This window comes from Rhizobium sp. FG113 (assembly GCF_057809895.1).
The window spans coordinates 1,511,034-1,535,896 of record NZ_JBMDKV010000001.1; the positions used below are offsets into that span (position 1 = coordinate 1,511,034).

23 protein-coding genes are annotated in these 24,863 nt (G+C 62.4%); 9 read left to right on the plus strand and 14 right to left on the minus strand.

Annotated elements, in window-relative coordinates; all coding sequences use genetic code 11:
- Positions 1-11: 11 nt before the first annotated feature.
- From ACODTZ_RS06840 to ACODTZ_RS06860, 5 genes are read right to left on the minus strand one after another with little or no spacing between them, the layout of a single operon-like run.
- Positions 12-503, minus strand: a complete 492-nt coding sequence (locus tag ACODTZ_RS06840) for a hypothetical protein (protein WP_489024688.1) — start codon at positions 501-503, stop codon at positions 12-14.
- Positions 500-3,580 (minus strand): efflux RND transporter permease subunit, encoded by a 3,081-nt coding sequence (locus ACODTZ_RS06845; protein WP_489024690.1) that lies wholly within the window; start codon positions 3,578-3,580, stop codon positions 500-502. Before ACODTZ_RS06845 ends, ACODTZ_RS06840 begins: the two co-directional genes overlap by 4 nt.
- Positions 3,577-4,659, minus strand: coding sequence for an efflux RND transporter periplasmic adaptor subunit (locus ACODTZ_RS06850; protein WP_489024692.1), 1,083 nt, complete (start codon positions 4,657-4,659; stop codon positions 3,577-3,579). Before ACODTZ_RS06850 ends, ACODTZ_RS06845 begins: the two co-directional genes overlap by 4 nt.
- Positions 4,656-5,813, minus strand: a complete 1,158-nt coding sequence (locus ACODTZ_RS06855) for an efflux RND transporter periplasmic adaptor subunit (RefSeq protein ID WP_489024694.1) — start codon at positions 5,811-5,813, stop codon at positions 4,656-4,658. Before ACODTZ_RS06855 ends, ACODTZ_RS06850 begins: the two co-directional genes overlap by 4 nt.
- Positions 5,814-5,846: 33 nt before the next feature.
- Complete coding sequence (locus ACODTZ_RS06860; protein WP_489024696.1) at positions 5,847-6,605, minus strand: SDR family NAD(P)-dependent oxidoreductase; 759 nt, start codon at positions 6,603-6,605, stop codon at positions 5,847-5,849.
- 177 nt (positions 6,606-6,782) lie between these two features.
- On the opposite strand from ACODTZ_RS06860, the gene ACODTZ_RS06865 reads away from it, so the two are divergent.
- On the plus strand, positions 6,783-7,478 hold the full coding sequence (locus tag ACODTZ_RS06865; RefSeq protein WP_489024697.1) for a TetR/AcrR family transcriptional regulator: 696 nt from the start codon (positions 6,783-6,785) through the stop codon (positions 7,476-7,478).
- Between the two features lie 83 nt (positions 7,479-7,561).
- On the opposite strand, the gene ACODTZ_RS06870 is transcribed toward ACODTZ_RS06865, so the two are convergent.
- The 8 genes from ACODTZ_RS06870 to ACODTZ_RS06905 form a co-directional block, all read right to left on the minus strand.
- Positions 7,562-8,311: an SDR family NAD(P)-dependent oxidoreductase gene (locus ACODTZ_RS06870; RefSeq protein WP_489024699.1), complete on the minus strand. Its 750-nt coding sequence runs from the start codon at positions 8,309-8,311 to the stop codon at positions 7,562-7,564.
- A gap of 14 nt (positions 8,312-8,325) precedes the next feature.
- Positions 8,326-9,411 (minus strand): glycerol dehydrogenase, encoded by a 1,086-nt coding sequence (locus ACODTZ_RS06875; RefSeq protein WP_489024701.1) that lies wholly within the window; start codon positions 9,409-9,411, stop codon positions 8,326-8,328.
- On the minus strand, positions 9,402-10,175 hold the full coding sequence (locus ACODTZ_RS06880; RefSeq protein WP_489024703.1) for an SDR family NAD(P)-dependent oxidoreductase: 774 nt from the start codon (positions 10,173-10,175) through the stop codon (positions 9,402-9,404). The genes ACODTZ_RS06875 and ACODTZ_RS06880 overlap by 10 nt, the downstream gene beginning before the upstream one ends.
- A complete protein-coding gene (locus ACODTZ_RS06885) occupies positions 10,175-10,858 on the minus strand; it encodes an HAD family hydrolase (protein WP_489024705.1) in 684 nt (227 codons plus the stop codon). Before ACODTZ_RS06885 ends, ACODTZ_RS06880 begins: the two co-directional genes overlap by 1 nt.
- Entirely contained in the window at positions 10,855-12,357 is a 1,503-nt protein-coding gene (locus ACODTZ_RS06890; protein ID WP_489024707.1) for a xylulokinase, read from the minus strand. The genes ACODTZ_RS06885 and ACODTZ_RS06890 overlap by 4 nt, the downstream gene beginning before the upstream one ends.
- A gap of 27 nt (positions 12,358-12,384) precedes the next feature.
- On the minus strand, positions 12,385-13,362 hold the full coding sequence (locus tag ACODTZ_RS06895; protein ID WP_489024709.1) for an ABC transporter permease: 978 nt from the start codon (positions 13,360-13,362) through the stop codon (positions 12,385-12,387).
- A gap of 13 nt (positions 13,363-13,375) precedes the next feature.
- A complete protein-coding gene (locus tag ACODTZ_RS06900; RefSeq protein ID WP_489024711.1) occupies positions 13,376-14,890 on the minus strand; it encodes a sugar ABC transporter ATP-binding protein in 1,515 nt (504 codons plus the stop codon).
- A 128-nt stretch (positions 14,891-15,018) separates the two neighbouring features.
- Positions 15,019-15,990, minus strand: coding sequence for a sugar ABC transporter substrate-binding protein (locus ACODTZ_RS06905; protein ID WP_037179307.1), 972 nt, complete (start codon positions 15,988-15,990; stop codon positions 15,019-15,021).
- A 200-nt stretch (positions 15,991-16,190) separates the two neighbouring features.
- On the opposite strand from ACODTZ_RS06905, the gene ACODTZ_RS06910 reads away from it, so the two are divergent.
- The 6 genes from ACODTZ_RS06910 (at position 16,191) to ACODTZ_RS06935 (ending at position 21,214) form a co-directional block, all read left to right on the plus strand.
- A complete protein-coding gene (locus ACODTZ_RS06910; RefSeq protein WP_489024713.1) occupies positions 16,191-16,814 on the plus strand; it encodes a glucose-6-phosphate isomerase in 624 nt (207 codons plus the stop codon).
- Between the two features lie 25 nt (positions 16,815-16,839).
- On the plus strand, positions 16,840-17,493 hold the full coding sequence (gene eda / locus ACODTZ_RS06915) for a bifunctional 4-hydroxy-2-oxoglutarate aldolase/2-dehydro-3-deoxy-phosphogluconate aldolase (RefSeq protein WP_489024714.1): 654 nt from the start codon (positions 16,840-16,842) through the stop codon (positions 17,491-17,493).
- Positions 17,490-18,443: a shikimate dehydrogenase family protein gene (locus ACODTZ_RS06920; protein WP_489024715.1), complete on the plus strand. Its 954-nt coding sequence runs from the start codon at positions 17,490-17,492 to the stop codon at positions 18,441-18,443. The genes eda and ACODTZ_RS06920 overlap by 4 nt, the downstream gene beginning before the upstream one ends.
- Positions 18,444-18,445: 2 nt before the next feature.
- The gene (locus ACODTZ_RS06925; RefSeq protein ID WP_047511600.1) at positions 18,446-19,375 is read left to right on the plus strand and encodes a phosphoglycerate dehydrogenase; all 930 of its coding nucleotides are present in this window, start codon (positions 18,446-18,448) and stop codon (positions 19,373-19,375) included.
- 9 nt (positions 19,376-19,384) lie between these two features.
- On the plus strand, positions 19,385-20,248 hold the full coding sequence (locus ACODTZ_RS06930) for an MBL fold metallo-hydrolase (RefSeq protein ID WP_489024717.1): 864 nt from the start codon (positions 19,385-19,387) through the stop codon (positions 20,246-20,248).
- An 87-nt stretch (positions 20,249-20,335) separates the two neighbouring features.
- Positions 20,336-21,214 carry an SIS domain-containing protein gene (locus ACODTZ_RS06935; RefSeq protein WP_111562348.1) on the plus strand — a complete coding sequence of 293 codons (879 nt, stop codon included), beginning with the start codon at positions 20,336-20,338 and terminating at the stop codon, positions 21,212-21,214.
- Between the two features lie 5 nt (positions 21,215-21,219).
- Here the strand turns inward: ACODTZ_RS06935 and ACODTZ_RS06940 are convergent, their stop codons facing one another.
- Entirely contained in the window at positions 21,220-22,617 is a 1,398-nt protein-coding gene (locus ACODTZ_RS06940; RefSeq protein ID WP_489024824.1) for an FAD-binding oxidoreductase, read from the minus strand.
- Between the two features lie 309 nt (positions 22,618-22,926).
- On the opposite strand from ACODTZ_RS06940, the gene ACODTZ_RS06945 reads away from it, so the two are divergent.
- Together ACODTZ_RS06945 and ACODTZ_RS06950 are read left to right on the plus strand one after the other, a co-directional pair.
- Positions 22,927-23,940 (plus strand): ABC transporter substrate-binding protein, encoded by a 1,014-nt coding sequence (locus ACODTZ_RS06945; RefSeq protein ID WP_111562542.1) that lies wholly within the window; start codon positions 22,927-22,929, stop codon positions 23,938-23,940.
- A gap of 95 nt (positions 23,941-24,035) precedes the next feature.
- Positions 24,036-24,854 carry an ABC transporter ATP-binding protein gene (locus ACODTZ_RS06950; RefSeq protein ID WP_489024718.1) on the plus strand — a complete coding sequence of 273 codons (819 nt, stop codon included), beginning with the start codon at positions 24,036-24,038 and terminating at the stop codon, positions 24,852-24,854.
- The last annotated feature ends 9 nt before the right edge of the window (positions 24,855-24,863 follow it).

Sequence of the window (24,863 nt, forward strand, 5' to 3'; positions counted from 1 at the left end):
TTCTTGATAGTCTATTCACCCGCCTTGACCCTGCTCCACTCCCTCTTCAGGATGACCTGCGACTTTTGCACCACTTCTTCGACCGCCTGGCGAACGCTGGGGTCGAGATCCTCATCCAGCGGCGCTGTGCGCAATGTGGTCATCGTTTTCGTAAGCACCATAATGAGTTCCTGATGATCCGCTTCCAACGGGTTGGTCATCAGCCGGATCATCGTGAAGGTCTTCATGATCTCCTGCAGTCTGTTGAGGATATCCGGGTCGGTGACCAGGATACCCCCATTGGCGTCAAGCAGCGTCCTGCGCATCGGAGCCGCCGTCGTCACCTGCGCGCAGAAGGCCGCGATCAGGTCGCGCAGGGTTTCGATCCAGCGCTGCCGGTTGTTGGAGATCACCGAAGCGCGGATCTGGGCGCGGCCCATGCGCATGGTGATCATCGGCGCGACCACCGATGACACCAGCGCCGTGCAGGCTGTGACAAAGGCGACGGCTATGGGGCTGATCATGCCACGTGGCCTTCTTCAGCCGCATTATCCGCTTTCACTTCCGGCTCCTTCAGGCGGAACCACCCGATGTAGAGCGCCGGCAGGAAGAACAGCGTCAGCAGCGTGCCGACGACGATGCCGCCCATCATCGCGAACGCCATCGGTCCCCAGAAGATCTCGAAGGCGATCGGGATCAGCGCCAGGCTGGCGGCCGCCGCCGTCAGCATGATCGGCCGCATGCGGTGCTCCGTCGCCTCGACCACCGCCGTCCAGCCATCGAGGCCTTCTGCCCGGGCTTCCTCGATCTGGACCACGAGGATCACCGAGTTACGGATCAGGATGCCGATCAGCGCCAGGACACCGAGGATCGCGACGAAGCCGAGCGGCGCGCCGCTGGGCACGAGCGCCGCCACCACGCCGATCAGTCCGAGCGGCGCCACGACAACGACCAGGAACAAACGCTGGAAGCTTTGCAGCTGCAGCATCAGGATGGTCGCCATCACCAAGAGCATCATCGGAATGACGGCAAAGATCGGTGCCTGCCCCTTGGCGCTCTCCTCAACCGCGCCGCCGGTCTCGGCCTTGTAGCCGACAGGCAGGGCCGAGATCAGCGTATCGATCTTCGGCTTCAGCTCCTCGACGATAGTCGCCGGCTGGGCATCCGAGGTCACCGCGGCCTTCACCGTGATCGTCGGCATGCGGTCGCGGCGCCAGACGACGGGCTGCTCCTGCTCGTAGCGAAAGGTGGCGATCGCCGCGAGCGGCACGGTGCCGCCGTTCTGCGTCGGAAGCTGGAGATTGTAGAGCGTATCGATGTTCGAGCGCTCCGTATCGTCGGCGCGCCCTACGATATCGACCAGATAGATCGAGTCGCGCACCTGGGTCGCCGTGCTGCCGCCGATAACGCCATTCAGCGCTGTCGATATGGCCTCGTTGGTGATGCCGAGCTGCGCGATCTTGTCCTGCAGCACATCCACCTTCACCACGCGTCCGGGCTCGTACCAGTCATAGACCGCGACACCGAGATTGGGGTTTTCGGATACGGCGGAGGCGAATTTCTGTGCCTGCGCGCGCACGCCATCGATATCGGGACCACTGATGCGGTACTGGATTTCGCGACCGACGGGCGGGCCGATTTCCAGAAGATGGACCCAGCCATCGGTGCCCGGGAAATCCCGATGGATCACGCCCTCAAGCTTCTCACGAAGCCGATCGCGTGCCTCGATATCCTTGGCGACGACGATGATCTGCCCGTAGTTCGGCAACGGCGGCTGGACGTCGAAAGAGAGCAGGAAGCGCACCGCGCCCTGGCCGATATAGGTCGACCAACGCTCGACATCGGCATCCCCCTTGAGCGCGACCTCCTCGAAGCGGCTCAGCTGTTCGCGCGTATCGGTGATCGAGGAATTCTGCGGCAGCGTCCAATCGACCACGAGCTCGACCCGATCCGAAGAGGGGAAGAACTGCTGCTGCACGAAGCGCATCCCATACATCGAGGCACCGAACAGAAGGACCGTCACGACGACTGTCGTCCATTTGAAACGCACGCAGATCCGCAACATCTTGCCGAAGCCGCGGGTGAACCAGCCCTTGTGGTCTCCGTGCTTCTTCATGGTCTTCGGCAGCAGGGTGACGCCGAGCAGCGGCACGAACAGGACCGCGACGACCCACGAGATCAGAAGCGAAGCCGCGATCACGATGAACAGCGTGAAGGTGAACTCACCGGCCGAGCCGCTGTTGAAGGCGACAGGAAAGAAGCTCACGACCGTGACCAGCGTACCCGTCAGCATCGGGAAGGCGGTGTGGCTGTAGACATAGGTCGCCGCCTTGTGCAGCGGATTGCCCTCCTCCAGCCGCGCCACCATCATCTCCACCGCGATCATCGCGTCATCCACCAACAGGCCGAGCGCAATAATCAGGGCGCCAAGCGAGATGCGCTGCATCGAGACGCCATAGATTTCCATGATGATAAAGGTGAGCGCCAATACGAGCGGGATCGTCACGGCGACCACGAGGCCGGCCCGCATCCCCAAACTGACGAAAGAGACGACAAGCACGATTGCGACGGCCTCGAGCAGCGCCTTGACGAAGCCGCCGACGGCCTCCTCGACGATATGGGGCTGGTCGGAGACCAGATGCACGTCGATGCCATGCGGCAGCTTGTTCTGGATTTCTGCAAGCTTCTCCACGAGTTGCTCGCCAAAGGTGGTGATGTTCTCGCCTGTCTTCATGCCGATCGCCAGGCCGATGGCCGGCTCGCCGTTATAGCGGAACTGCGGCTGTGGCGGATCGACATAACCGCGGCTGATCTCGGCCACATCGCCCAAACGGAAGAAGCGGTCGTTGATGCGAAGGTTGATCGACCGCAGGCTTTCCTCCGAGGTGAACTGTCCCGAGGTGCGCACCGACACGCGTTCGCCATTGGCTTCCACGACGCCCGACGGCACGACCGCGTTTTGCGATTTCAACCGCTCGATCACCATTTCCTGCGTGAGGCCGAGCGCGGCGACCTTGCGTGTCGAGAACTTGAGATAGATCACCTCGTCCTGCGCGCCGATGAGATTGACCTTGCCAGCCGCCGGCACTTCCAGGATTTCCCTGCGCACATCCTCGACATAATCGCGCAACTGACGCTGCGAGACGCCATTGGCCGTAAACGCATAGATATTGCCATAGACGTCGCCGAAGTCGTCGTCGAAGACAGGCCCCTGCACACCCTCGGGCAGTTCAGGGCGGATGTCGCCGATCAGGTTGCGCGCGCGGATCCAAGTCGCCTCGACGTCCTTTGCAGGTGTCGTATCCTTGAGATAGAGATAGACCGCCGTCTGTCCCGGCGACGAGATGCTCTTGGTGTAGTCGATATTGTCGATTTCCTCGAGCTTCTTCTCGATCCGGTCGGTGACTTGGTCCATGGTTTCCTGAACCGTGGCGCCCGGCCAGCTGGCGCGAACGATCATCGTCTTGATCGTGAAATCGGGATCTTCGGCCCGGCCGAGATTGAAATAGGCGAGCATCCCGGCGACCGCGCCGATCAGCATGAAATACCATATCAGCGACCGATGACGGAGTGACCACTCCGAAAGGTTGAACGATTTCATTTTGCATCCGCTCCATCGAATTGGATCTTCTGGCCGTCCTTGAGGTCCGAAACCCCGCCGACGACTATGATTTGGCCTGAAGACAGGCCGCTCGAGATCTGCGTTTCATTGTCCGTGGTTTGCTGGATCGTGACGGCGGTGGTGCGAACGGTTCGCTGCTGCGGGTCGACGACCCACACGTTTGCGCCACCTCCGGAATCCATAACCGCGCTGCGCGGAATGCGCATGGCGGCTGGCGTCCGAGGTGGATTGCTGAGCTTGGCGGTCACGGTCGCACCGAGCCTGAAAGGTTCCGGCGGCGCTTCAAGCGCGATCTTGACGCGCCGTGTTCGGGTTACGGCATCCGCTTGCGGCGCGATCTCCCGCACGCGGCCCCTGGCCGTGACCAAGGGATCGGCCTGCAGCACGATGTCGAAGGCTTCCTGCGCGCCGAGTGATGCGGCAAGCTCGGGGGCAACGTCCACCGCCACTTCCCGTGCATCGGTCCTGGCGATCGTCAAAACGTTCTGGCCAGGATTGACGGTCTGGCCGACATCCGCGTCCTTGCTGACGACGACACCGCCCTCGCCGGCATTAAGTGTCGTGTAGTCGACCCGCGTCCTCGCCTTGGCGAGCTCGGCATTGGATTGATCCAACGCCGCTTTCGCGGCGGCAAGTCCCTGGATATCGGCTTCGAGCTTGGCCTGCGTCGAAGCTCCGCTCGATACGAGACGCCTGGTCCGCTCGAGCGTCGAGGACGCATTCTTCAGCCTGGCTTCGGCGCGCGCGGTGTCACCGATCTTGGAGTTGACATCGAGTTGGAAAGAGGTCGGGTCGAGTGCGGCAAGTCTCTGGCCTTTCTCGATCCGGTCGCCGACCTCGACGTCGAGGCTCTCGATACGCCCCAGCACCTGGAAGCCGCGCGCCGTCTGGTAGCGCGCCTCCACGGTACCGGCGAAACCGGGACCGTCGTCAAAAGCGGAGGCGACCTTCATCGTCAGCACCGGCCGCGGCGGCTGCGACGCCGCTTCATCCTTGCCGTTGCAGGAAGCGAGCGAAACACAGGCGGAGAGAATAGCGATGCGATAGGAGATGTTCATTGGGCATCTCCCTCTATCCTCGGCTCGACGGTGATGCCGGGCTTCAAGAACGGGATGCCCGCCGTGACGACGAGATCGCCATCGCCAAGCCCTTCCCCGACGAGAACAGTGTTCGAACGATAGGCCGAGACGGTGACCGGCTTGACTGACACCGTGTTCGTTGCGCGGTCCACCACCCAGACGGCAGGCTTTCCACCCTCCCGGCTGAGCGACCGCCAGGGCACAGTGACGCCATGCCCCGCATCGAACCGCGCCGTACCGGCAACCGGCGCGCCGAGCGAGAGCGGCGCGGGCAACTGCCGAGGCAGCGCGACCTTGACGCGTATCGTTCCAGTTCCGGTGTCGATGACCGGCGACACTTCCCGCACCGTGCCGGTGACCTTAACCGCAGGGTTGGCCACCAGCCGGATATCGACGCGGTTTTCGCTGAGCGGTCTGGTCAGCAATGCCTCGTAGACCTCGAAGACCGCATCGCGATCCCCGTCCTCGGCAATCGCATAGACGGATTGCGCCGCCTCCACCACCTGCCCCGCCTCGGCCTTGCGCGCCGTCACCACGCCGGTGACCGGCGCCCGCAGCACCGTGTTGGCGAGGTTATCGCGGGCAATGCCGAGATTGGCGCGCGACGTCGTCTGTGTCGCGGCGGCAGCCTGCAGCTGCTCCTGCGCGTTCTCGACCTGGGCTTCAGTGCCGACGCCGTTTTCGAGCAGCGATACCTGCCGCTGGAAATCTGCTTCCCGCTGCCGGTAGGTGGCGTCGGCGGACTGCACCGCCGCCTCGGCGGCAAAGACGTCGGCGTTTTGAACATCCGCTTCCATGTTGGCGAGGATCTGACCCTTGGTCACCCTGTCGCCGACATCCACATCGCGAGACCGCAGCCGGCCGCTGATGCGAAATCCGGCCTCGCTGACCTTGCGCGCAGCGACAGAACCGGTGAGTTCCACGCCAAATTCAGGCGTATCGGCGGTGGCGGTCTGTACCGTCACCGCGATCGGGCCAGCCGCATCGGTCGCATGGCTGGGGATTGCCGCAGCAAGGCTGAGGCCGCACAGCGCCGCGAGGCGGAGCGTTGGCTTCGGCAGCCTGCCGCCAGCGATCGCTTTCGACATCGCAAACGGCTTGGCGCGGTCATGGAGATTGCATGACAGGGTCATTGTCGTCCCTTTCGGACAGCTGTTGAGAGGAGTTCAGAGCACGGCGGTCTGACCGCCATCGACGGGCAATGCGACGCCGGTGACATAGGAGGACAGGTCGGAGGCGAGCCAGGCGACCACGTGGCCAACCTCCTCGGGTCGGCCGAGACGGCGCAACGGCATGCGCGCGATCAGGCCGGCCATTTTCTCGGAGACACCAGATGAAGAGGACTGCGCCAGCGTGGTATCGATGAGGCCGGGGCAGATCGCGTTGACGCGAATGCCCTGAGGCCCATGTGCATCGGCGAGAGCGGCAGCGAGCGAATTGACGCCGGCCTTGGTCGCGCCGTAGCCGAGATTGACCGCCGTGCCCTTGAGCCCAGCCATGCTGGAGACCAGCACGATGCTCCCTCCCCGCCCGGCCATGGCCGCCGCCGACGCCTGGGCTGTCAGAAGCAGGCCCTTGAGATTGACGGCGACCAGCGCATCCATGTCTTCTTCGCTGACATCGGGCCCGTCGCCGGGCCGCGCGATACCGGCATTGCAGACGACGCAATCCACACCGCCGGCGTCCTGCGCAGCCGTGATCAACGCGTCGATCTGCGCGCGATCGCGCACATCGACGGAGACGAAACGGCTTTCCGCGCCATAGGAACGGACCAGATCAACCGTCGTCTCGCCACCTTCCTTCGGTTCCAGCGAGAGGTCGCCAACGATCACCGCGCGGGCGCCATGGGCAGCGGCCGCAACAGCGATCGCCCTTCCGATCCCGCTTGCAGCTCCGGTTACAACAATCACTTTGCCATCGAGCATGTCTTTCTCCTTCGTCATCGTCGGTTGCTTGCGGTGTCAGCGGCCAACACCGGCCGATGCCCCGTCAAATTGACGTTTGTCAAGTTGACGGTGTCTACATAAAGCAAATGTTGCTATTGTCAACATTAGATGGCAATAATGTTGACGGCGTCACCATCAGGGATTACACGAGGTGTCATGACCCAGTTGAAAACCACATCCGAAGAGCGGCCCTACCACCACGGCGACCTGCAGCGCGCGATCTTGAACGCCGCATTCGATGTCTTGAGTGAATCGCAAAGCACGGAGTTTTCGTTGCGAGAACTGGCGCGCAGGGCCGGCGTCAGCCACAACGCGCCCTATAAGCACTTCGCCGACAAGCGCGAAATGCTGGCGGCCGTCTCCGCCGTGGGCTTCGAGCGGCTCGCCGACGAGATGCACAAGGCCCAACTAGGCAAAGCCGAACCGCGCGAACGCCTGATGCTCTTGATGCGCGCCTATGTCCGAAGCGGCGTGACCAACCCGGCGCTTTATCGATTGATGTTCGGAGGCCTGCTCACAGAGCAGGGCAACAACCGCCCGGCCATCGAACGGACCGCGGCTTTCGAGATGCGATCCCTGATCGTCTCGACGATTTGTGAGGGAGCGATCGGCAAGGCCATTGCGGATACCGATGAAAACAATTGCCAGATCGACACGGCGGTGCTGGCGCTCTGGGCGCAGGTTCACGGGCTGACCTTGCTGCTGATCGACGGTCTGGTCGGTCCGATCGACGCCGCCGATAGATTGGTCGACATAATGCTGCACGCGCTGATCGACGGCCTCTCGACGTTGCCGTCAATCGTGCCGGCGTCCGTCTGGATCGGCCCGGCCGATGCGTCAAAGGAACTTTGATCGCGTCATAAGGCAGAAGCGCGATGCCGACAGCGGCGTCCCACCGGTACCTTCGATCAACCGCGTTTTGGCAGGCTATCACCTCATCCGACGCTGTAACCACCGTCGACCGGCAGAGTGGCACCAGTCACGAATGCGGCGGCTGGCGAGCACAGGAACAGGATCGGGCCGACGAGATCCTCGGCCGTTCCCCAGCGCTTCAGCGCCGATCGCTCGGCGATCTTCGCTTCGCTGTCCGGCTGCGACCACAGCGGCTTCGTCATCTCCGTGCGGTGATAGCCCGGTGCGACCGCGTTTACGCGTACGCCGTCGCGGCCGTATTTGTGTGCCATGGCACGCGTCAAGCCGACGATGCCCGTCTTGCTGGCGGTGTAGGCGGGAACGCTTTCGTCGGCCAGATAGCTCAGCATCGACGCGAAATTGACAATGCTTCCGCCGCTCTTCTTGAGCAAAGGAAAGGCGGCGCGGGAGAGGCGCATGGCGCTGCTCAGATTGACGTCCATGACATCGAGAAAGACATCTTCGTCCCACTCGCTGTCGGGGCGCGCGATCCCCTGGCAATTCACCAGCACATCGAGCGACGGCAGATCGGCAAAAAAGCGATCGACCGCGGCGCCGTCCCGAACGTCCAGCCTTGAGAATGCTATGGAGCCGGATGAGCTCGATCGGGCGTCGTCAAGCCGGCGTTCGGAACTGCCGGTGGCGAGCACGTTGGCTCCCACACCGGCGAAGCCTTGCGCGACGGCCAGACCGATGCCGCTTGTGCCGCCCGAAATCACCACCGTTCTGCCATCAAGGAAGTTCGGCGCGAACGCCTCGTTGCTGTCAATCATTTCTACTCCATCGATCAGATCAACGCCGCCAGCGCCTCGATCACCATTGCTTCGGTGACCGGCATCGGCTCGTTGTGGATGATTTCACCGGCGCGGCAGGCGCGCCGCGCGACAATTTCCAACTTCTCCCGCGAAGCCTCGGCAATCCCGATATCCGCCAGCCGTGTCGGCAAGCGAACCGATCTGCAGAAGTCGCGAACCCGCGTGAACTCGTCATGCCGGCCCAGGATCTTCAATCCGGCCAGCACGCCGATGGCAACCTTCTCACCGTGCAGGTGGTGATGCACGTCCTCCAGTTCGCAGAGGCCGTGATGGATCGCGTGCGCGGCCGCCACGCCGCCGGATTCAAATCCGATCCCCGACAGCAGGATGTTGGCCTCCACGACCCGCTCGATCGCAGGTCCCGCCGTCTTCGCATCGCATTCCGTAAGCGCTGCGGCACCGAATTCCAGGATCGTTTCCCGGCAGAAACGCGCCACCTCGAAGGCAAGCGGAAGGCCGGGCATCTTCATGCAATTGAAGGCACCGCTTTGACGGCACGCGTCCGCCTCATACCAGGTTGCCAGCGAGTCACCGATCCCGGCCGCGAGGAAGCGCGCGGGCGCGGCGGCGATCAATGCCGTATCGACAAGAACCAGATTTGGATTGGCAGGCAGGAAGCTGTCATAGGCGACCGTTCCGTCCTCGTTATAGACGACCGCGAGCGCGCTGCACGGTGCATCAGACGCGGCGATGGTCGGCACCACGATCACTGGCAATCCGAGATCACGGGCGGCCGCCTTTGCCGTATCGAGCGCCTTGCCACCGCCGATGCCGATGACGACATCGGCTCCCGCAGTCCTGCCGCGGGCGACGAGACTGGCGATCTCAGCTTCCGAGCACTCTCCGCCGTGACGCACGATTTCGACATCGGCGCGACCATCGAAGGCATCCGACACGGACTTCTCGAGCATGCCGAAAATGCCACGGTCGAGCAGCACCACCGCCCGTTTGCCGTAGGCTTGCGCCTCCTGTCCCAGCAGCCCGATCGCGCCTGCCGCCTGGATATAACGGCCGGGGAAGCGTGCGCCGCGCGGCTTGATGTCGGCCGTCACCAGCATACGTAACCTCCATCGGCGAGCACGATCGAGCCGGTCATCAGGCTGGATGCGTCGCTGGCGAGGAACAGGATCACGGAGGCAACCTCATCGGTGCGGCCAAGCCGGTTCATCGGCGTGCCGCCGACCCAGTGCCGATACATCTCGGCGTCCTCGTAGACGTATTTGTTCATTTCCGTGTCGATATAGGTGGGCGCCACCGAATTGACGCGAACCCCGCGCGCGCCCCATTCGGCGGCGAGCGACTTCGTCAGATGGTGGACGGCGGCCTTGGAGGCATTGTAGTTCGCCTGCTCCTGTGGGCGGTTGACGACGAAGCCAGACATCGAACCGACATTGACGATGGTGCCGGAGCCGCGATCAAGCATCGACTTGCCGAACGCCCTGCAGCACCAGAAGACGCCGTTGAGGTTGACGTCGATCACCTTGTTCCAGACGTCGTCGGCCATGGTCTCGGCCGGATGATTGCTGATGGCGATGCCGGCATTGTTGACAAGGATGTCGACCCGGCCATGGCGGGCGACGATCTCGTCATGGACCGCCTGCACGGCTTTCACATCGGTAACGTCGAGCACGACGCTATCGACGGTGTACCCCTTGGCTGCAAGTGTCGCCGTTGCCTCCTTGAGCAGCGCATCGTTCATGTCCGTCAGCACGACTTTCGCTCCAGCCTCCGCCAGCGCCTCGACGGCGGCGTAGCCGATCCCGCGCGCGGCGCCGGTGACGACTGCAATCTTGTCGGTGAGCTTGAACTTATCGAGATACATCAGTCGCATCCTTGAAGGGTCGTTTGTAAAGGAAAGGAAGAAAGTAGGCTGGCGAGCGTTGAAGCCAGATCGTTGGGATCGGCCAGGATCGCCGATGGCGGAAAAACGAGGTCGGTCCTGTGTGGCTCCGGCCAACCGATGACGGCCATTCCCTCGGCAAGACCGGCGACGGCGCCGGGGATGTTGTCCTCGACCACGATGCAGTTTTCGGGGCTGACGCCAAGCAGATGCGCCGCCCTGCGATAGGGTTCGGGATCGGGCTTTCCGCACACGACGTCGTTTCGGCTGACGGTTACAAGGCCAGGCTGCTGCAGGCCAACGGCCCGCAGGTTGGCATCGACCAGCATACGGTCGGAATTCGAAACGATCGCAAAAGGGGTACGTGTTTCCGCAAGCAGCCTCAGAACGGCATCGACGCCATGGCGGCGCTCCAGCCTGGCGGCATCGGCCAGATAGCAGCGATACTTGCCTTCGACATAGTCTGCGAAGGATGGCTTGAAACCGATCGTCTCCCGCAACATTGCATGGCAATCGGCGCCGCTCATGCCTGTCATGCGATCGGCAAGCTCATCAGGCACGCGATATCCCATCTGCAGCAGAGCTTGTTTCATGGCATCGAAATGCAGCCCCTCGCTATCGACGAGGGTGCCGTCCATATCGAAAAGTACGGCTCTTTCTGTCATTGCGGCAGCCCGTCGAGATCGTCGTAGAGGGCCTGGCTATGCGCGTAGAGTTTTTCGAAGAAGGCCTGCATCGGCCGATAGCTTTCAGCCCAGCGCGGATCGGGTGTGATCTCTTGCGCGTAGGAGACAAAGGCGCCGGCTGCGTCTTCCACGCTTGAAAACCGCCCAGTCGCCGCAGCCGCCATTATCGCGCAGCCGACGAGGCCGCATTCCGGCTCGGACGGAACGAGGATCGGAATGCAGTAGACGCTGGCCTTGATCTTCATCCAGAGTTCGGTTTTTGCCCCACCACCGGACGCGATGATCCGCTCGAGCGGTGCACCCGATATGCGATCGAGAATGTTAATGTGGCGCTTGGTGGCGAAGGCGACGCCTTCGAGAACGGCGCGGTGCATATGCGCAAGACCATGCGCGGCGCCGATCCCGAAGAATTGCGCGCGCGCATTGCGATGCTCGCCAAGCCGTTCGCCGGTGAGGTAGGGCATGAAGAACAGGCGCTCGGAGCCGGCTGGCGCCTCGGCTGCCTTTGCGACGATGTCCTCATAGGAGGATTTCTTCTCGTCGAACGCACGTCTTGCCCAGCGCATGGCGTCGCCGCCGGACTCCAGCAGCATGAAGGCGCCCCAATTGCCTTCGACGGTCCCGACGTTGCAAATAGAGGGGTCCAGAAGCGGCTTGGCGGCGATTGCGGTGATGATCGCCGAGGTTCCCATGACCTCCGAACCCACGCCCGGCCGGCAGACGCCAGACCCGAGCAAGGCCACCGGATAATCGGCCCCGCCGACCAGCACCGGCGTGCCGGGCCGCAGCCCCGTCTCGATCGCAGCGCTCTCACTGACGGTACCGAGTATCTCCGTCGGATTGCGCAGCGGCGCCAGCTTATCGGTATCAAGCCCGAGCAGCGCGATCATCTTTCGCGACCAGTCTCCGCTGCGGGGATCCATCAAGAAGCTTGCACCGCCGTCGTTGCGATCCATGGCGATCTCGCCGGTCAGGCGCAGATTGACATAATCTTTCGGCATCAGGACGGCGGATGCCTTGCTATAGGCCGCCGCGTCGTTGTCGCGCACCCATTGCAGCTTGAAGCCCGGCCAGGCGGGCGTAGGCGGGTTGGCGCAATCGGCAAGATAATCGCTCGGCGCATGCGTGGCCTCGAAGGCCGTCACATAATCGACGGTGCGCTTGTCGTTCCAGAGCGGCGCGGTTTCGCGCACGAGTTCGCCATCGTCCCCGACGAGCACCGTGCCGTGCATCTGGCCGCAGGCTGCGACGGCAACCACGCGAGAGCGCGCATCGGCAACCTCTCCCAGGACCTCCCGGACCGTGGCAACCACGCCCGCCCACCAATCCGCGGGCCGCTGCTCGGCCCAGCCAAATTGCGGAACGATCTGCTCGTGCTCGCGGCTGCAGACCGCAAGAATTTTGCCCTTGGTATCGACGAGGGCGGCGCGAACGCTGCCGGTGCCGACGTCGATGGCAAGGAAGAGATCATTTGGCATGCTATTTACCCCTGCAGGAGGCGGACACTACTTGCGAAACCAGTTGGAGGCATATTGCAGGAGCATCGCACCGATGATGATGCAGCCCATGAAGACCTGCTGGTGATAGCCCGGCACGCGGGCAAGGTTCATCATATTGGCGATAATGCCAAGCACAAGCACGCCGATGAAGGTGTTCATGACCCCGCCGCGGCCGCCCATCAGGCTAGCGCCGCCGATGACGACGGCAGCGATCGCATCGAGCTCCGAACCGACGCCGATATTGGCCGAGCCGATGCCGGTGCGGCTCGTCGAAACGATACCGGCCGCGGCCGCGAGCACTCCGGAGATCACATAGACAGCGGTGGTATAATAGGCGACCGGAATACCGGACAGTCGCACGGCTTCTACATTCGAGCCGATCGCCTTTACCAGGCGTCCGAAGCGCGTGAAGGTCAGGACGATACCGGCGATGACGAAGACAACCGCCATCAGCACGACGGGATAGGGAATGGTTGCGATCGAGCCGGAGCCAAAGGTGGTGATCCAGATCCCGGCGTCGCCCATCTGAATGGGTTGTCCGGCGGAGACGATCAGGGAGAGACCACGCGCGACCGTCATCATCGCAAGCGTTGTGACGAAGGGCGGCAGTTTGAGGAAGGCGACGAGGACGCCGGAGGCGAGGCCGCAGGCTGCGCCGGCGATCAGCGCGGTCGCGACCGCTCCGCCGGTGCCGTAGTCCTGAATGACGATGGCCGACAAAACGCTGCCAAGCGCCGCCACCGAACCGACCGACAGGTCTATGCCCCGGGTCAGGATGACAAAAAGCATGCCGATCGCCATCAGGCTGGTGCCAGCGCTTTGTCGGAGAACGTTGATGATGTTGCGCTGGGTCAGGAAGACATCCGACATCGAGGTCGCCACGATCAGCAGGGCGATCAGGATCGCCAGCGTTCCGTAGCGGTGCAGGATGTTGGAAATGTTCAGCGAAGGCGAACGGTGAGCGGTTTCGGTGAGTTCGGTCACGGCTTTAACCCAATCAGTTGCTGGTCGCGATGGCTTCGGCCTGTGAGACGGTATTGACCATCGCCAGCTTCAGCAGTTTCTCTTCGGTGTAGTCTTGCGGGTCGAGCGACCCGGTCAGTTCACCCTCGCGCATGACGAGAATGCGGTCGCACAGCCCGAAGAGCTCGATATGTTCGGACGAGATGACGAGCACCGCCCTGCCCTCGGCTGCAAGCGACTTGATGAGCGAATAGATCTCGGTCTTGGCGCCGACATCGACGCCGCGGGTCGGCTCGTCGAAGATCAGAAGGTCGCCATCGGCGTGGAACCACTTGGCGAGCACGACCTTCTGCTGATTGCCGCCGGAAAGGCTCGATGCGGGGTCGTTGAGGCTGCCGGCCTTGATGCGCAGGCGCGCCGCCAGTTTCTCGACAGTCGCGCCTTCTGCCGCCCGCCGCACGAAACCGAACGCATTGACCAGAGGCCCGAGCTTCGACATCGTCGCGTTGACGCGGATCGGGAAATCGAGAACGAGCCCCTGCTCCTTCCGGCTTTCGGGAACAAGCCCGATCCCTGCCTTAACGGCGGCGCGTGGGTTGTTCACGCGCACTTCCTTGCCATGCAGAAAGATTTTGCCCGAACGGGCCTTCTCGGCACCGAAGATCAATCGCACCAGCTCGGTGCGACCGGCGCCGACCAGCCCTCCAAGCCCGACGATCTCGCCTGCCTTGACAGAGAGCGACGCGCCACGGATGCGCGCGCCATCCGACAGCTCCTCGATCCGCAGCACTTCCTCGCCGATCGGCCGTTCGAGATCGTCGCCGAAAAGAGCCTTCAAGGATCGGCCGACCATCATGCGGATGACGTCATCGATCGCGACGTCCTTTCGCTCGACGGTCTGGACCGACGCACCATCCTTCATGACCGTGATGCGGTCGGCGATGCGGAACACCTCATCGAGGCGGTGAGAGATATAGATGATGCCGACGCCGCGCTCCCGCAGCGTCCGGATGATGCCGAGCAGGCGTTCGGCATCCTGCACGGAAAGAACCGCCGTCGGCTCGTCAAACACCATCACGCTGGCATTCTTGGAAAGCGCCTTTGCGATTTCGACGACCTGCTGGTGAGCAACCGACAGATCGGACACGGTCGCGGATGGAGAGATCGAAAAGCCGAGGCTGGAGATAAGCTCCGCCGCGCGCCGGTTCAGGTCTCGCCAGGAGATGACCGAGGGTATCTCGGCCAGAAAGATGTTCTCCGCCACCGTGAGATCCGTCGCCAGCGCCATTTCCTGGTGAATGATGGCGATGCCCTTGTCGAGCGCGTCCATCGGCCCTTTGAACCGTTGCTCGGCGCCGCGAACGTTCACGCTTCCCGATTCCGGGACATATTCGCCACCCAGAACGCGCATCAGCGTCGATTTGCCAGCGCCGTTCTCGCCGAGCAAAGCGTGAACCTCACCGCTGCGCAGCGCAAAATCCACGCCTTGAAGGGCGCGTACCCCTCCGAAGGATTTTCGGATGCCGGTGAGCTCAACAACAGTTTCCATAGCGTCACATTCTGCCTGTCACGACCAAGCCGCGCTCTGCGGCGGCACCGGCGCGAGCCGGCTTCGGAGGTCATTGAATGGATGGCCGGCGGGGACGAAACCGCGCCGGCCACAGGGAGGATCGGGTCTTAGAATACCGCGTCCTTCTTCAGGTACTTGTCGACGTTATCCTTGGTGATCGCGGTCGGCGTCGTGTAGGTGATCTTGGAGATATCGCCGGGCAGCTTGCCATCGAGCGCCTTCTTGGCGAGATCGACGGCCGTGGCGGCGACGAGCGCCGGATCATTGAGGCCGGTTGCGCCGTACTTGCCGTCCTTGATCGCCTGTAGCGCTTCCTTCTGACCATCTGCGGCCGCCAGGAACAGCACGTCACCCGACTTGTTTGCCTGCTCGAGCGCCTTCTGCGCGCCGAGCACCATGGAGTCGTTTTCGCCGAGTACGACGTTGACGTCAGGGTTCGCGGTCAGAAGGTCTTCCATAGCCTTGAGGCCACCTTCGTTGGTCCAGGCGCCCCAACCCTGGCCGACCACCGTGAAGTTGGCACGGCCTTCGTTGCGCAGCTGGCCTTCGGTCAGACCTGCCAGGACGCCCAGGCGGCGCTCCTGACCGACTTCATTGCCCTTGTCACCGGAGATCAACGCGATCTTGAGCTCCTTGCCCTTGGTCGCATCGGCGAGCCACTGGCCGACCAGAAGGCCGTTCTGCGAATTCGAGGACTGGACCAAGGTTACGAAATTGGCCTGGGCGTCGATCGTCGAGTCGATCACGAAGACCTTGACGCCCGCTGCGGTGGCGGCGTTGACGGCCGGAACAAGGCCCTTGCTGTCACGCGGATTGATGATCAGCGCGCCGATGCCCTGCGCGACCATGTCTTCGACGTCGGCGACCTGCTTGTTGAGATCGTTCTGGCCATCGACGGAGATGACTTCGCAGCCGAGCTCTTCGGCATGCTTCTTCGCCGAGACTTCCTGTGCGGCGAAATACGGCGCGTCCAGCGTCTTCATCGAGATGCCGATCTTGCAATCGGCCGCCTGCGCGGTCGCCATGGCAAGTACCGATGCGGCTGCGCATAGCGCAAGCGTCATGACAGTCTTTTTCATTTTCGTTTCTCCTCCGGGTGAGCGCCTTCAAGCGCAAGCCATCTCCTGGCTGAAATGTAGCGTAGTTACATGAATTTTTCCCGTCAACATATTTTTTGTTCAATTTCTACGTTTTTGCAGCGCAATATAGCCTAAAAATTTCGCTTGCACGTGTTTTCATATCTATTTATGTAATTCTACTACCAAACGGAGGATGCATAATGATGCGGGAACCAGTCTCAAGCGTTGTCGACACGATCGGCGGCGGAATGAGCGGAAACACTGGGCGCTATGAGAAGCGTCTGAGCGATCTCAATGGGCTTTACGCCGACGAAGCCGCGTTCGAGGCAGCGCTCGAAAAGCTCGGCGATGTCGTCGTCTATGACGTGGAGGACTTTCGCCCGGGAACGCACAGCGGCGACCTCATCTACGGCGTCACGCGCATGAGCCCAGGCAAGATCGCCGACGAATTCTTTCTGACGCGCGGACATATCCACGCCAAGGCGGACCGGCCCGAGATTTACTACGGCCAGAAAGGCCTCGGACTGATGCAGCTCGAATCGCCGGCAGGCGAGACGCGCATCGTCGAGATCGGGCCACAGACGATCTGCTACGTGCCCCCCTTCTGGATCCACCGTTCCGTCAATATCGGCAACGAGGATCTGGTGATGGTCTTCGCCTACCCCTCGGATAGCGGCCAGGATTACGGGATCATCGAATCCTCGCGCGGCATGCGCCACCGCGTCGTGAGCGACGGAGCCGACTGCTGGAAGCTCATCGAGAACCCCGCCTATCAGCCGCGCAGCGAGGAAACGGTTCGCGCGCTGATGAAGTCCTACACCTGATCGACAAGAGCTTGCGGAGAATGCCATGACACATCCTATCGACCTCATCGCCGGTCTCGGCGTCGTTCCCGTTATCGCCATCGAGCGCGCCTCGGATGCGGTGGCGCTCGCCGATGCGCTGCTCGAAGGCGGATTGCCGGTGGCTGAGATCACCTTCCGAACCGAGGCCGCCGCCGACGTTCTGGCCGCCATGCGCGACGCCCGCCCCGAATTGTGCATCGGCGCAGGCACCATCCTCGACCGGGCCAATCTGAAGAAGGCAATCGCATCGGGTGCCCGTTTCGGCTTGGCGCCGGGATTCGATCCCGACATCGTCGATGTCGCCAAAACTGAAAACCTGCCCTTCTGCCCCGGGATCATGACGCCATCCGATCTGACGCTTGCGGCCGCGCGCGGCGTGCGGCTGGCAAAGTTCTTCCCGGCCGGCGTGGCGGGCGGCCCGAAGGCGCTCGCGGGCATTTCCGCCCCCTTCGCCCATCTCGGCATCCGCTTCATCCCGACGGGCGGCGTCACCGAGGCAACGATCGGCGAGTGGCTGGCGCTGCGCCAGGTGATCGCGGTGGGTGGCACCTGGATCGCCAAGACCGAAGACATTCGTGAAGGCCGCTTCAAGGATATCGCGAAAAACGCCGCGGCCGCCGTCAAGGTCGCCAAGGAAGCTCTGGAGAAGCGCGCGTGAGCACATACGAACCCGCAACCAGCCCGACACTCTACTTCATCGGCGTGACGACGGGCAAAAGCTCGATCATGAAGGTCTTTCCCGCCTGGGCGGAGTACCTCGGACTGAAGGGCGCCACGATCAAGGGCATCGATTTCAAGCTGCACGACGATCCCGCAGCCTATCGCAAGGCAGTCGAATTCATCCGCGACGACCCGCTGTCCATGGGCGCGCTCGTCACCACCCACAAGATCGATCTCTTTCACGCCTGCAGGGACATGTTCGACGTGATCGATCCGCATGCGCTGCTGATGGACGAAACCAGCTGCATTTCGAAGCGGAACGGGAAGCTGATCTGCCATGCCAAAGATCCGATTTCATCAGGCCTGTCGATCGACGGCTTTCTCGGCGAAACCTACTTCGCGGACAACGACGCCGACCTGTTCTCGATGGGCGCCGGCGGATCGACGATCGCGCTGACTTGGCATCTGATGCGAAAGAGCCGCGGCAGAAACGTGCCGTCGCGTATCATCGTGACCAACCGCAGCCAGCATCGCCTGGACGAAATCAAGCGCATTCATGAGCAGGTCGAGTTCGACGTGCCGGTCGAGTATCTCCTGGCCGAACGCCCCGAAGACAACGACAAGGTTCTCGCCACCTTGAAGCCCGGCTCCCTCGTCATCAATGCCACCGGCCTCGGCAAGGACGCGCCCGGCTCGCCGCTGACGGATGCCGCCGTCTTCCCCGAACGCGCCGTCGTCTGGGATCTCAATTATCGCGGCGACCTCGTCTTTCTCGACCAGGCCCGTCGTCAGCAACTGGAGCGGTCGCTGCGCATCGAGGACGGCTGGACCTATTTCATCCACGGCTGGACGCAGGTCATCGCCGAGGTCTTCGACGTCGCGATCCCGACATCGGGGCCTTCGTTCGATCGCATCTCCGAGATCGCCATTCAGGCCGCGGGGAGATGAGCATGAACCAGCGTATTCTCGTCACACCGCGTTCATTGACGCAGGAACCGCATCCCGATGTCGAGCGGATGCGCGAGCAAGGCTTCGAGATCGTCTATTCCACGGCAGGCGCAATGCCGAACGAGCAGGAATTGATCGATCTGGTGCCGGGCTGTGTCGGGTGGCTTGCCGGTGTCGAGCCGGTGACCCCGAAAATCATCGAAGCGGCCGCGGCCTTGAAGGTTATCAGCCGCAACGGCGTGGGGGTCGACAACCTTCCGATCGACATGCTCAGGGAGCGTGGCGTGAAGGTGATGATCGCCGAGGGCGCCAATTCCATGGGGGTGGCGGAGCTGACGATCGGTTTGATCTTCAGCGCCCTGCGTTCCATTCCGCATTCGGATGCCGGCATCAAGGCCGGTGGCTGGCCGAGGTTGCGGGGTGCAGAGATCCACGGCCGCACCGTCGGCATCATCGGCTGCGGCGCGATCGGACGGGAGGTCGCCCGCATGGTGATCGCGCTCGGCGCGCGCGTCGTCGCTTTCGATCCGGCGCGACCCAATCTCGATCTTCCGTCGAGCGCATTCTCCTATGCCGAGGTCGACGACATCGTTGCCGAGGCCGATATCCTCAGCCTGCATTGCCCCCTGCCCCGCGACGGCTCAACGTTTCTGGACCGCAACCGCATCTTCGCGGCGAAAAAAGGACAGGTCATCGTCAATACGGCGCGCGCGCGGCTGGTGGACGAGGACGCCTTGATCGAAGCGCTTGATCTTGGACAGATCGGCTCTTATGCCACCGACGTCTTCGAGCAGGAGCCGCCTGTTTCGCTCGAGCTGGCCGCGCATGGACGCGTGATCGCAACGAGCCACATCGGCGGCTTCACCGCGGAAAGTGTTGACCGCGCCACACGAATAGCGGCTGACAACCTGCTCTCCGTCTTGTCAGCCTGAGGTCTCACCATGCGCGCCAGGCTGCAAGAAACGCCGATACGAGAACCGCTGGCCGAGCGATTGAAACGGCCACCGACCGGGCAAGTGGAAATATACTGGCTCGGTCAGGCCGGCTTCGTCATCGACATTGCCGGCTTGCGGCTTGTTATCGACCCCTATCTTTCCAACAGCCTGGCCGCAAAGTACCGAAACACCGCGCGACCGCATGTGCGCATGATGCCGCCGCCCGTGCTCCCTGACGAGATCTTCCACGTCGATCTCGTGCTTTGTACGCATGCCCACACAGACCACATGGATCCCGGCACCTTGCCATTGCTGCTGGCGACCAATCCTAGCGCCAGGTTAATCGCACCACGCGCGGTTGCGGCCCAGGCCATGGAGCGCTCAGGCGCACAAGGGGATCGGCTCATTCTCGCCCGCGCCGGCGAACCCATCTCGCCGGCTATGGGTATCGAGATCATGCCGACGCGCGCCGCGCATGAGATGCTGGAAGCTGATGCGGACGGCAACCACCGATTTCTCGGATATGCCATCCGGGGCGAAGGGACATGCATCTGGCACTCCGGCGACTGCATTCCCTTCGACGGGCTCGAGGACGAGGTGCGCCGGTTACGGCCGGATGTCGCTCTCCTGCCGGTCAATGGCAGGCGCCCGGAGCTTTCGCAAAACGGCGTGCCCGGGAATTTCTCGCTTCACGAGGCGATCACCGTGGCCAGGCACGTAGGCGCTGCCGACCTGATCGCGCATCACTACGGGCTGTTCGATTTCAATACCGAGCAGCCGGAGATAATCGACGCCGAGATTGCCACTACCACCGGTCTCGGTCTGCACCGCGCCAGAACCGATATCTTATACACCTTGCAGAAGCCGTAACCGGCCTTTCGCTGCACGACGCGACCTTGCTCTTAAACCTCTAAGCTTCTAGCCTTCACAGCTAAGAGTGCAGGAAAGGCGATCCGGATGGATAGCGACATCAGAAGTAGCAACGGCCGCAACATCATCGAAGTCATAAGGACGATGCGGCCCGAATTGCGCAAATCCGATCGCAAGGTTGCCGACGTCGTGCTCGACGATCCGCGCCGGATCATGAATGCGACCGTCGGCGAAACGGCGACGCTGGCCGAGGTCAGCCAGCCGACCGTCCTTCGCTTTGCTACCGCAGTCGGCTGCAATGGGTTCCAGGATCTCAAGCTCCGTCTTGCGCAAAGTCTCGCCTTCGGCACGCCGGCAACGCACTCGGTGCTTCTGGACACCGACGAGCCCGAGGTTATCGCCGAGAAAATTTTCGACTACACCATGACCAGTCTCGACTGGGCACGCTCGAAGCTCGATAAGACCGCCCTTCACAAGGCCATCGACATTCTGGCCGCGGCCCGATCAATCGTATTCTTCGGCTTCGGAGCCTCCGGCATAGTTGCGCGCGACGCGCAACAGAAGTTCCCGCTTTTCGGCGTACCGTGTGGCGCCGAACTCGATTCCCACCAGCAACTGATGGTCGCCTCGATGATGAAGGAAGGCGATGTCGCTTTCGTCATCTCGAACACCGGGACCACGCGCTCGATCATCGAGATCGCCCGCATCGCGCGCGACAACGGCGCAGTCGTCATCTGCCTGACCGGTTCGGAATCGCCGTTGACGCATTATTCAGACGTAGCATTGATCGTGGAGACGCTCGAAAACACGAACATGTATACGCCGACCATATCGCGCATCGCGGCGCTCGTGGTCATCGACATCCTCTCGACCAGCGTCGCCATGCGCCGGCCCGAAGGCGAGCGGACGCGCATCAACCAGATGAAGCGCCAGCTGAGCGACATGCGCAAGATGCAGCCGATCTGATCCAATCAGAACAGAACGCCGGTGTTCATTCGCCAATCCGGATCGATCGCCGTCTTGAGAGCGGCAAGCAGCTGCACCTGCGTCGGCTGCAATCCGGCGCGGAAGTCATCCATTTTCTCGCGCCCGATCCCATGCTCGGCGCTGATGCTTCCCTGGTAGCGAAAAAGAACGTCGTTGATGATGGTTTTGGCGCGCTTGATGATCGTGTCGCGTTCGCCATCGGGCGTTCCTGCCGGCGGCAGCACATTCAGGTGCACATTGCCGTCTCCGACATGCCCGTAGGATATTGCCAGGCAGGCCGGCAGAGCGTCTGCAAGCTCGGCTTCCGCCTCGGCCACGAAGGCTGCGAGGTTGGAGAGCGAAACCGATACGTCGGTGCGCAGATGCCGGCCGCGCTTGACCTGCCCCTCGACCATGCCTTCTCGAAAACTCCACAGGGTCTTTGCTTGGCTCTCCGACGCGGCGATGACACCATCGAGAATGAGGCCCTTTTCCATTCCAAGCTCGAGGAACCGCTGCATGAGATCCGCCATATCGACCAGCCCGGAACCTCCGAGCTCCATCAGGACATAGGCTGGATATTGCCCGGAAAGCGGCATGACGAGATCCGGCATGGCGGCCTGCGCCAGGGGGAACGCCTCGGGCGGCATGAACTCGAATGCCGACATCAGGTCACAGCATTCCCTGCGCGCCAAACGATAGAGCGCAACGGCATCAGCGAGAGAGGCCACTGCGAGCAGCGCGGTCTCACGCTGCGTCGGCAGTGGTGTGAGCTTCAGCGAGGCGGCTGTGATGATCCCGAGCGTGCCTTCCGAACCGATGAACAACTGCTTGAGATCGATCCCGCGATTGTCCTTGCGCAGCGTCGAAAGACCGTTCCAGATCTCGCCATTCGGCAGCACGACCTCGAGGCCGAGCACGAGGTCGCGTGTCATGCCATACCTCAGCACGTTTATGCCGCCGGCATTGGTGCTGACATTGCCACCGATCTGGCAGCTACCCTGCGCGCCCAGTGCCAGCGGAAAGAACATGCCGTGTTCCGCAGCACACTCCTTCGCCGTGGACAGGATGCAGCCAGCCTCCACCGTCATCGAGAAATCGTCGGGAGCAATGGCGCGAATCGTGTTCAGCCGCTCCAGGCTTAAAACGACATGGTCAGATGGCGATTGCGGTAGCGCTCCGTGCACGAGACCGGTGTTGCCACCCTGTGGCACGATGGCGAGGCCAAGATCGCGTGATGCTAGAACCGCGTTAGCCACGTCGGTTGCCGATCGAGGCCGGATCACGGCAACGGCCGCGCCGACGGTGTCGCGGTGCCAGTCTCGCAGATAACGATCCATGCTTTCGCCATCGGCAAGAACGAGATCGTCGCCGAGCTTTGCGGCTAAGCGTTTGGATAACATGGACACTTGCAGCCCTCCTGTCTTTAGAAGGCCTGTTTTACCAATCTTCCGTTGAGCGACCAATAGTGTAGGTGATGCTCAACGCTGCTCTGCCCGATGGCTGGCGCTCCAGCTAATGCAAGGGCAGGAATGCCTGCATGATTACTTCAGCGCATCGCAGTCCTTTGGCTCTCTTTTCTTGAACCTGCGGCGCGACGCTGAAAGCTGGTTGAAAGCTTAGACCGGATAGCTACAAGGCTGCGTCGTGGAGGAGGCACAATGTTCGTGACGAAGTGCGATGCGCCAAAATTACATTCGGAGGAGACTTTCATGCGTTTGACACGCAACCTTTTCAACGGAATCGCACTTTCTGCAATCGTCGCCGCGGCAGCCTTCGGCGCACCCGCCGCGCACGCGGCCGACAAGATCACCATCATGGTCGGCGGCTATGAAAAGCAGATCTACCTGCCCGCCAAGCTCGCCGAAAGCCTCGGCTATTTCAAGGATGAAGGCCTTGATGTCGAGCTTCTGAACGAAGCCGCCGGCGTCGATGCCGAAAACCAGCTGCTCGCGGGCGCCGTTCAGGGCGTCGTCGGCTTCTACGACCACTGTGTCGACCTGCAGGCCAAGGGCAAGTTCGTCGAATCTATCGTCCAGTTCAGCCAGGCGCCGGGTGAAGTCGAGCTCGTTTCCACCAAGCATCCCGAAATCAAGTCGCCGGCCGATTTCAAGGGCAAGACGCTGGGCGTTACCGGCCTCGGCTCCTCGACCAATTTTCTCACTCTCTACATGGCATCCAAGGCCGGCCTGCAGCCCGGCGATGTCGTGACGGTTCCCGTCGGTGCCGGCGGCACCTTCATCGCCGCCATGCAGCAGGATCAGATCCAGGCCGGCATGACGACCGAGCCGACGATCTCGCGCATGCTGAAGACCGGCGAAGCCAAGGTTCTCGTCGACATGCGTACGCCTGAAGCGACGCGCCAAGCGCTCGGCGGCACATATCCCGCTGCCTCGCTCTATCTCGAGACCTCGTGGGTCGACGAGCACAAGGAAGAAACCCAGAAGCTCGCCAACGCCTTCGTGAAGACGCTGAAGTTCATCAATACGCATTCGGCGGCCGAAATCGCCGACAAGATGCCGAAAGACTTCTACGTCGGCGACAAGGACGGATACATCAAGGCGCTCGACGAAGGTAAGGGCATGTTCACGCCCGACGGCGTCATGCCCGAGGATGGTCCGAAGACGGTTCTGGCCGTGCTGTCCGAGTTCTCCAAGAACGTGAAGGGCAAGCAGATCGATCTCTCCAAGACCTACACGACCGAGTTCGTCAAGAACGCGAAATAACTTCCGTCGCGAAGGGTGGCCCGCCAATCGGCGGGACCGCCAGCGCGCTATGGGCACTGCGTGCACGCCCGCAGAGGCACGCACAGGTATTCGCCATGCAACAGGAAAACACAACGACGCCCGCCGTCGAGCTGATCAATGTCAGCCGCCGCTTTGTCTCGCCGACCGGAAAATCGCTGTCCGCGCTCCGTGACTTCAACACGACCGTTGAACGCGGCGAGTTCGTCGCGGTCGTCGGCCCGACCGGATGCGGCAAATCGACGACGCTCAACCTCGTGACCGGCCTTGCCCGTCCGAGCGCCGGCGAGGTTCGCCTGATGGGCGGCCCGATCACCGGCATCGACCGCCGGGTCGGGTTCGCCTTCCAGACCGATGCGCTCTTCCCCTGGAAGAACGTGATCGACAACGTCATGGCCGGACCGCTCTTTCGCGGGAAGTCGAAGGCGGAAGCCGAAAGGAGCGCCAAGGATTGGCTCGCTCGCGTCGGCCTCTCGAAGTTCCTGCATCACTATCCGCACCAGCTTTCCGGCGGCATGCGCAAGCGCGTTTCGCTGGCGCAGACCTTCATCAACGAGCCGGAGATCCTGTTGATGGACGAGCCCTTCTCGGCGCTCGACGTCCAGACGCGCACCGTCATGCACGAAGAGCTCCTGAAGCTGTGGGCCGAACGGAAGGCTTCGGTCATCTCCGTGACCCACGACCTCGAGGAAGCCGTGGCGCTTGCCGACAAGGTCTACGTGCTGACGGCGGGCCCTGCGACCGTGAAATCCGTCTACCAGATCGATCTTCCGCGGCCCCGCGTCGTATCGGAGATCCGCTACGAGCAGAGCTTCATCGACTATTGCAAGACGATCTGGGACGACCTGCGCGAAGAGGTGGAAACCAGCTACCGCCGCGCAAGCGAAGCCGCCTGAGGAGGAAAC

Excerpts from the sequence above, each read along its gene's own strand:
- ACODTZ_RS06840 (WP_489024688.1), bottom strand. The coding sequence starts at position 503 with ATGATCAGCCCCATAGCCGTCGCCTTTGTCACAGCCTGCACGGCGCTG.
- ACODTZ_RS06845 (WP_489024690.1), bottom strand. The coding sequence starts at position 3,580 with ATGAAATCGTTCAACCTTTCGGAGTGGTCACTCCGTCATCGGTCGCTG.
- ACODTZ_RS06850 (WP_489024692.1), bottom strand. The coding sequence starts at position 4,659 with ATGAACATCTCCTATCGCATCGCTATTCTCTCCGCCTGTGTTTCGCTC.
- ACODTZ_RS06855 (WP_489024694.1), bottom strand. The coding sequence starts at position 5,813 with ATGACCCTGTCATGCAATCTCCATGACCGCGCCAAGCCGTTTGCGATG.
- ACODTZ_RS06860 (WP_489024696.1), bottom strand. The coding sequence starts at position 6,605 with ATGCTCGATGGCAAAGTGATTGTTGTAACCGGAGCTGCAAGCGGGATC.
- ACODTZ_RS06865 (WP_489024697.1), top strand. The coding sequence starts at position 6,783 with ATGACCCAGTTGAAAACCACATCCGAAGAGCGGCCCTACCACCACGGC.
- ACODTZ_RS06870 (WP_489024699.1), bottom strand. The coding sequence starts at position 8,311 with ATGATTGACAGCAACGAGGCGTTCGCGCCGAACTTCCTTGATGGCAGA.
- ACODTZ_RS06875 (WP_489024701.1), bottom strand. The coding sequence starts at position 9,411 with ATGCTGGTGACGGCCGACATCAAGCCGCGCGGCGCACGCTTCCCCGGC.
- ACODTZ_RS06880 (WP_489024703.1), bottom strand. The coding sequence starts at position 10,175 with ATGTATCTCGATAAGTTCAAGCTCACCGACAAGATTGCAGTCGTCACC.
- ACODTZ_RS06885 (WP_489024705.1), bottom strand. The coding sequence starts at position 10,858 with ATGACAGAAAGAGCCGTACTTTTCGATATGGACGGCACCCTCGTCGAT.
- ACODTZ_RS06890 (WP_489024707.1), bottom strand. The coding sequence starts at position 12,357 with ATGCCAAATGATCTCTTCCTTGCCATCGACGTCGGCACCGGCAGCGTT.
- ACODTZ_RS06900 (WP_489024711.1), bottom strand. The coding sequence starts at position 14,890 with ATGGAAACTGTTGTTGAGCTCACCGGCATCCGAAAATCCTTCGGAGGG.
- ACODTZ_RS06905 (WP_037179307.1), bottom strand. The coding sequence starts at position 15,990 with ATGAAAAAGACTGTCATGACGCTTGCGCTATGCGCAGCCGCATCGGTA.
- ACODTZ_RS06910 (WP_489024713.1), top strand. The coding sequence starts at position 16,191 with ATGATGCGGGAACCAGTCTCAAGCGTTGTCGACACGATCGGCGGCGGA.
- eda (WP_489024714.1), top strand. The coding sequence starts at position 16,840 with ATGACACATCCTATCGACCTCATCGCCGGTCTCGGCGTCGTTCCCGTT.
- ACODTZ_RS06925 (WP_047511600.1), top strand. The coding sequence starts at position 18,446 with ATGAACCAGCGTATTCTCGTCACACCGCGTTCATTGACGCAGGAACCG.
- ACODTZ_RS06930 (WP_489024717.1), top strand. The coding sequence starts at position 19,385 with ATGCGCGCCAGGCTGCAAGAAACGCCGATACGAGAACCGCTGGCCGAG.
- ACODTZ_RS06935 (WP_111562348.1), top strand. The coding sequence starts at position 20,336 with ATGGATAGCGACATCAGAAGTAGCAACGGCCGCAACATCATCGAAGTC.
- ACODTZ_RS06940 (WP_489024824.1), bottom strand. The coding sequence starts at position 22,617 with ATGTTATCCAAACGCTTAGCCGCAAAGCTCGGCGACGATCTCGTTCTT.
- ACODTZ_RS06945 (WP_111562542.1), top strand. The coding sequence starts at position 22,927 with ATGCGTTTGACACGCAACCTTTTCAACGGAATCGCACTTTCTGCAATC.
- ACODTZ_RS06950 (WP_489024718.1), top strand. The coding sequence starts at position 24,036 with ATGCAACAGGAAAACACAACGACGCCCGCCGTCGAGCTGATCAATGTC.